Source organism: Streptomyces sp. GC420, from assembly GCF_009916105.1.
In the GTDB taxonomy this organism is placed as follows: domain Bacteria; phylum Actinomycetota; class Actinomycetes; order Streptomycetales; family Streptomycetaceae; genus Streptomyces.
In genome coordinates this window covers 1-6,570 of the sequence record NZ_JAAAXQ010000406.1, presented here as the reverse complement: position 1 = coordinate 6,570, position 6,570 = coordinate 1, and the positions used below count along the sequence as shown (strand labels likewise).

Annotated in this window: 6 protein-coding genes and 1 pseudogene; all 7 read right to left on the bottom strand. The window is 73.0% G+C overall.

What is annotated here, in order from left to right; translation table 11 throughout:
- Window positions 1–454, bottom strand: a 454-nt coding sequence (locus tag GUY61_RS32535; RefSeq protein ID WP_166633919.1) for a phage tail protein, incomplete at its 3' end; no start/stop codon positions are given.
- On the bottom strand, window positions 451–2,409 hold the full coding sequence (locus GUY61_RS32530) for a putative baseplate assembly protein (protein ID WP_166633918.1): 1,959 nt from the start codon (window positions 2,407–2,409) through the stop codon (window positions 451–453). The genes GUY61_RS32535 and GUY61_RS32530, both read right to left, overlap by 4 nt.
- Window positions 2,409–2,894 (bottom strand): GPW/gp25 family protein, encoded by a 486-nt coding sequence (locus tag GUY61_RS32525; protein WP_243766912.1) that lies wholly within the window; start codon window positions 2,892–2,894, stop codon window positions 2,409–2,411. Before GUY61_RS32525 ends, GUY61_RS32530 begins: the two co-directional genes overlap by 1 nt.
- Window positions 2,894–4,759, bottom strand: a complete 1,866-nt coding sequence (locus GUY61_RS32520) for a VgrG-related protein (protein WP_166633917.1) — start codon at window positions 4,757–4,759, stop codon at window positions 2,894–2,896. The genes GUY61_RS32525 and GUY61_RS32520 overlap by 1 nt, the downstream gene beginning before the upstream one ends.
- Entirely contained in the window at window positions 4,759–5,529 is a 771-nt protein-coding gene (locus GUY61_RS32515; RefSeq protein WP_208106741.1) for a LysM peptidoglycan-binding domain-containing protein, read from the bottom strand. The genes GUY61_RS32520 and GUY61_RS32515 overlap by 1 nt, the downstream gene beginning before the upstream one ends.
- Window positions 5,530–5,541: 12 nt before the next feature.
- Window positions 5,542–5,967, bottom strand: coding sequence for a phage tail protein (locus GUY61_RS32510; RefSeq protein WP_166633916.1), 426 nt, complete (start codon window positions 5,965–5,967; stop codon window positions 5,542–5,544).
- Window positions 5,968–6,256: 289 nt separating this feature from the next.
- Window positions 6,257–6,570: pseudogene (locus tag GUY61_RS32505) on the bottom strand (hypothetical protein); the annotation flags it as partial.

Below are 6,570 nucleotides of genomic sequence, written 5' to 3'. Positions count from 1 at the left end.
GGGTGGGGCCGGGCAGCCGCACCACGACGTGCAGCCGCGGTACGCGTTCGCCGGGGAACTCGCCGAGGGGTCTGGCCGACCAGTCGGCGCCACCGCTCTCGGTGATCTCCGGCTCCACGCCGAAGGCCAGCCGTACCGCTTCCGACAGGCCGCGGCGGGTACCGCGCACCCGGTGCAGGCGGGCGGCCGCGGCCACCGCGGCCCGCAGCCGCTCCTCCGGTTCGGTGCCGTCGGTCTCGGCGCCGACCCATCCGCCCAGCCACCGGGTGAAGTCCAGCGGGGCGAGCGCCGGGTCGAAGTACGCCTCCAGGCAGTCCAGAACGCACAGGACCGGCGCGATGACCTCGTCGAGTCCCGCCACGAAGCGCTGTGCCAGGTCGTCGTCCGCGAAGACAGCGGGCAGCATCATGCCGATCGGCGCTGAGGACTCCAGTCCGTCGATCGAGCCCCTCACGCGCCGTCCCCGATCACGCGGACCCGGTGGTCGAAGGAGAACACCAGGGCGGGCGGGGCGAGGTCGATACGGCCGGTCGCCTCGCCCCGCTTGCCGGTCAGCGGGTCGGCCGCGTGCAGCTGCACCTCGTCGACGAGTTCGACGCCGGGCACCCGTTGCAGTACGGCGAAGACCTCGCCGGCCTGCACCGGGCGGCCGAAGGGCCAGCCCTTGCCGTCGGCGCCGCCGGTCAGCGGGTCGAGGTGCCGGTACAGCGCGTCGTGCGCCTGCCGCCGCACCCGGTCGGTGTCGACGCCGCGGAAGGCGTGCACGGTGGCGACGACGGTGACGCCCTGGTAGAAGGGCGGGCCGACGGCCAGCCGGGTGCCGATCAGCCGCCGCTCGTCCAGGTGGCGGGTGATGCGCTCCAGCAGTGCCTTGCCCGGGACGAGTTGCTCGAAGCGCAGCCGCCCGCCGGGGTCGGGAACGGCCTGCGGTACGACGAGGACGCGTACGGCGTAGGCGCCGTGCTCGCTCTCCTCACCCTCCAGGCAGGTGATGCGGGCGGTCTCGGGGGCGGCACGGCGGGCGAGTTCCTCGTAGTCCCGCAGGGTGACGGCGCGTTCCTGGGCGCGCAGGGTGATGGGCGCCCGCGCCTTCGCCTCCTCGACGGTCTCGCCGTCGACGCCGCCCCTGGCGGCCTCCCGGTTGACGACCTCGGCGACGTACGGGACGGAGTTGCGCAGCACCCGCACGGCGCCGCGGGCGACGTTGCCGGCCCGGCCCCCGCCGGTGCGGTAGCGGCGGGCGCGGACGACGGCGCCCTTGGGCGGCACCGCGCCGTACTGCCGCAGCGTGCCGTCGGGTTCGCGGACGGCGGGTCCGAAGGCGATCTCACCCGTGGCGGCGTCGAGGGTGATGTGCCGGTCGCCGGGTCCCGACGCGGCGAAGTGCGGGACGACGTCCCAGTCGGTCCAGCCGTCGTGCCCCGCGGTCTGCAGGAGCACCGGCGGGTCGTCCCCGACGACGGGCGCGTTGGCCAGCCGGAGCCGCTGCCCCGGCAGGCCGTTCGACTCGCCGAGGGCCTCGTCGTAGACGGTCTCGGCATGCACCGCCGGGGTGGTGCCGCCGATGGTGAACGCCTCGGCGGACCGCACGGTCGGCGAGGTGGTGTAGAACGGCTGGCCGGGCAGCGGCTCGGTGACCCGGCAGCGCAGCCAGCCGGCCTCGTGGCCGCCGGAACGGGACAGGGTGTGCCCGCCGGGGACGTGCAGCACGGCCTCGCCGGGGCGGTTCAGGCCGCCGGTGCCGTCCCGGTCGACCTCGCAGGCCGCCCAGCCGTCCTCGGTCCACGCCTCCCACTCCAGGGGCGGCTGCCGCGGGTCGACGCCGACACCGTCGACACGGCTGTCGAGCCCCAGCGCCACCGCGCAGTGCGGTACCGCGGCGCTGAGGCCGAGCAGCATGCAGTCACCGGGGCGGGGGGCCTCCGTGAAGCAGAGCACGTCCTTGCCCTCGGCGAGGTCGGCGGTCCGGTCCGCGACGGGGTCGCCGCTGTTCTGCACGGCGACGTGGCGCAGCTCGCAGGGGACCACGGTCAGCCTGCGCTCGGTGGCGAAGACGACGGCCTCCTCGCTCTCGGTGCGCGTGGTGGCGACCTCGGTGCCGACGGGCAGGACCACGGACTCGTCCTGCGGCGCGGACAGCCAGAACGTGACATCGGTGCGGGCGGCGGAGGGCGGGAAGAGGCTGATGCCGACGAGGTCGAGGAAGGCCAGGTGGTTCTTCTCCGGCACCCGGTTGAGCCGGTAGACGATCTGGTCGGCCATGTGGGCGACCGTTTCCACGAGGGTGACGCCCGGGTCCGACACGTTGTGGTCGGTCCATTCCGGTGCGCGCTGCTGGATGTAGCGCTTGGCGTCGTCGACGAACTGCTGGAAACGGCGGTCGTCGAGGTTCGGGGAGGGCAGTGCCATCAGAAGTCGCTTTCACCGGCCGGCCCGCCGCCGGCCGCGGGCCCGGGCTCCGGCTTGTCGGGGGAGTCGTGGGAGTCGTGGGAGTCGTCGGAGTCGTGGGACGGAATGACGTAGAAGGGGAACACCAGGCTGCGCGGGTTGTTGGTGCCGCGGATCGCGTAGCGCACGTCGATGAAGAGGACGCCCTGCTCGGCGCCGGCGGTCACCTCGACGTCGGTGACCTCGATGCGCGGCTCCCAGCGGTCCAGGGCCGTGTACACCTCGTACTGGATCCGGCCCGCGGTGGCCTCGTTGACCGGCGCGAAGACCAGGTCGTGGATGGCGCAGCCGAACTCGGGGCGCATGGGTCGCTCGCCGGGCGCGGTGGCCAGCACCAGCCGGATCGCCTCCTCGATCTCGCGTTCCCCGCTGACCAGGGCGATGCCGCCGGTGGGCCCGATGCGCAGGGGGAAGGCCCAGCCGGAGCCGACGAACTGCTCGGCCATCAGATCACCGGCTTTCCGTTGGCGGTGACCAGGCCCATCAGGCGGACGGTGGGCGCCTGGAGGCCGATGCCGCCCGGCCCGGTCGCGTTGACCTGCACGCTGCCGGCGGGCCCGAGCGCCCCGACGGACACCATGCCGGTCAGCGAGCGGACGTTGAGCATGGAGCGTGCCTGGATGTTCATGAGCCCGCCGCTCTTGAGGGTGAGGGACTTGCCGGCCGAGAGCGTCAGGTCGGTGCCCGCCTCGACGGACACGGAGCGGCTGCCCCGGATGGTGACGGAACCCTTGCTGTCCACGGTGATCTCCGTCTTGGTCCGGTCGAGGTTGATGGTCAGCCGGTCGTTGCCGGTGGCCAGGCGCACGCCCTGCTTGCGGGCGCCGGTGTTCTGGCTGAGCAGGTCCACGCGGTTGCCCTGCCGGTCGGACAGGGTGTGCCGGCTCGCCTGCCCCCGCAGCCCGCCGTGCAGCGGCACGTCGTTCACCGGCGTCGGCCTGTCCCGGCCGTTGTAGAGCCCGCCGACGACGTACGGGTGGTCCAGGGCGCCGCGGTCGAAGGCGACCAGCACCTCGTCGCCCACGTCCAGCGGGAAGATGCCGCCGCCGGCCTTTCCGCCGAGTTGCACGGTCCGGGTCCAGTCGCTGACGTACGCGTCGTCGAGCCAGGGGAACTGGAGCTTCACGCGGCCCTGCTTCAGCGGGTCCTGGACGTCGGTGACCAGGGCGTTGGCGACGCTGGGCAGCCGGGGCGCGACGGTGGCGGCACCGCCCGAGGTGAGGCCGAACAGGGAGCGCCACTGGCGGCCGCTGACGGTCACCCAGGTCTCGTAGTGGCGCCCGTCGCCGAAGACGTGACGTACGGACGTGACGGTGTACTTGCCCTCGAAGGGCACACCCACGTCGGTGAGCGTGACCGGGACGCCGGGGCGCAGTCTGGGGTTGCCGCGCACCGTGACCTCCAGTTCCGCGAAGGAGGAGGTGACGTCGTCGTTCAGGGCGTCGGCGGCGTGCCTGACCTCCGACTGACGGTCGTAGGGGGTGTCGGTCTCGACGAGTTTGGCGGCCTTGAACGCCCTGGCGGCCTCCCCGGGCGTGGCGCCGATGCTGATGCCCGGGTTGGTGCTCACCGGCGTCACGGCGGTGAGCGCCTTCTTGGTGGTGACGTCCCAGCCGCGCGACTCGACCTGTCCGACCTGGTCGGCGGAGGTGACGGCGGCGCGGCAGCGCAGGACGTCGGTCCCGGCCTGGAGGACGAACGGGCTCCTGTCGCCGGGGGTGCTCGTCGGGGGCGCCCCGGAGGCGGGGTCCGGCTTGACGAACTGGAACTTCCCCAGGGAGTCCAGGGACATGACCATCTCGTTCTCGTCGGCGAGCCGCGACAGGAAGTCCCAGTCGGTGACGTTGGCCTGGCTGACGAACTCGTACACCGTCTTCGTGGCCTGGACACTGCCGATCGGGATGCCGTCCATGGCCGCGAGCTTGCGGGCGATGTCGGAGGCGGTCTGGTTGCGGTACGCCGCCACCCGGCGCTGCCGCATCATCCGGTGCCCCGGGTCGTAGCCGCGTACGACGGTGAACGTGCCGGTGCCGTCGTAGTCGGTCTCCATGCCGGTGACCTCGCCGGTCAGCAGCGGGGACCCGGCGCCCTGGCCGTCCGCGACGGGTGCCAGGACCACGGGGGTGCCGATCCTGACGCCCAGCAGGCCGAGGACCTTGCGTCGCGGGTCGCGGAAGGTGAGCCGGAACGCGCCGGGCACCCCGGCCCCCAGGTCCACCCAGCCGCCGACGAGCAGCGGAGCGATCTCGGCGGGCAGCGGAGCGCCGCCCAGGGTGACGTGGATGACGCTGGAGAAGGCCACCTGCACCATCAGCGGTTCACCTCCTCGGCGGCCGGAAGCACCAGTTCCGCGCCGTTCGGCAGGCGCGAGGGGTCGTCGATGCCGTTGGCCTCGGCGATGGCCCGCCAGGCCGACGCGTCCCCGTACTCCCGCCAGGCGAGCGACTGCAGCGAGTCGCCCGCGACGACCCGGTGCACGCGCCGCGCGGTCAGCGCGCCCGACGTCGGGTTCTGCCCCTTGGTCTTGCTGGGGATCTCGTGCAGGTGCACCCGGCAGGTCGCCCTGATCGGCACGCCGGTGGTGCCGAACAGGGTGTAGGTGGCGTCCACGGAGCTCACGTACGCCGTGAAGCGGGCCGTGGAGAACGACCCCCACTGAAAGACCACCCACGGGGTGGAGGGCTGCTTGGCCGCGATGCTCTTGGCCGTCACCTCGCAGCACGAGAAGAGGGCCTCGACCTTCTTCAGCACCGTGTTCCCGCCCGGGTCGTCCGAGGAGTCGAGGAAGATCTCCACGGTCAGCTCGCGGGGCTCGGGCCCCATGAACTCCGGGAGCGACCCGTCGCGCACGGCGGCGGTCGGGGTGGTCTTCCATTGCGCGCGGCGGCTCAGCGCCAGCTGGGAAGGGTTGAAGTCGAAGGAGAAGTTCTTGATCAGCCCGCCCGGTGTGGTGCTGTAGCCGACCGGCGGCTCGTGGATGGCGAGAGTCGCGCGTACCAGGCTCTTGCCCGCACCGCCCTTGGCACCGCCCCTTCCGCCGGACCCGCCGGATCCTCCGGATGCGCCTGTTCTGCCTGCCATGTGCGCCTCCCCCTAGTCCGTGAATCCGTGGTGGGTGATTTCCAGGACCTCGGTGGCCACGCTCGGGTTGGCCGGGTCCAGGGTGGGTCCCTGCCAGCGGACCGGCAGGACGTCGATCAGCCCCCAGCGGGCCACCTCGGAACCGTCCGCGCGGAGCGCGGCGATCTGCGCGGTGGGGCGGGACACTCCGGTGGCCACGGAGGAGATCCAGGCGGCGACCTTGGCGGTGTCGGGGGTCAGGGGGCGGGTCAGCCGGATGCTGGAGAAGGTGACGCGGGACGGGAGCTGCCACACGAAGCCGTTGTTTCCGCCCTCCTGGTGGTGCTCGATCTCCACCTCGGAGGACAGTCCTTCGCACCCGTTGAAGTACCCCAGGCTCTCCCCGTCGATGGTCAGGGTGAAGTAGATGGTGGAGCCCGGGTCGAGATCGCTGGGCATCGGGGGCCGGCCTTTCTGCGGGTGTCGGTGGTGCGGGTCTGTCCTGCGGCGCTGTGCGGGGCCTGTGGGCCTTGCGGGGCTTCCGGGGCTTGCGGGGCTTGCGAGGCTTGCGGGGCTTCACGGTGGTGCGGTCCTGCGTGCTTAGCGGTGGTGCGGTGGTGCGGTGGTGCGTGCTTAGCGGTGGTGCGGGGTGGTGCGGTGGTCCGGTGGTCCGGTGGTCCGGTGGTCCGGTGGTCCGGTGGTGCGTGCTTAGCGGTGGTGCGGGGTGGCGGACCGCGCCGGGCGCGGGTCAGTGGCGCGGATCGCGGAGCTTGCCGATCCGCTCGCGGTCGAGACGGAGTTCGGTCCGCAGCAGGCGCGTCAAGGGCCCGATCAGTCGGTGGGTCAGCTCGTCGAGCTGCCCGTCCGTCAGGGACCTGGCGTCGAACGCGGTTCCCGCCCGGGCGTGCGCACCGTCCCGGTTACCAGGTGGTGGGGCCGGCGGCGGTTTCCCGGCCCGCGGCGCCGGGGGTGCCCCGGGGCTCGCGCGGCGCTGCACCCGGACCCCTGCGGATGACGGCGGCGACTGGACGGGCGGCCGCACAGCGGTCGGTACGGGGGCAG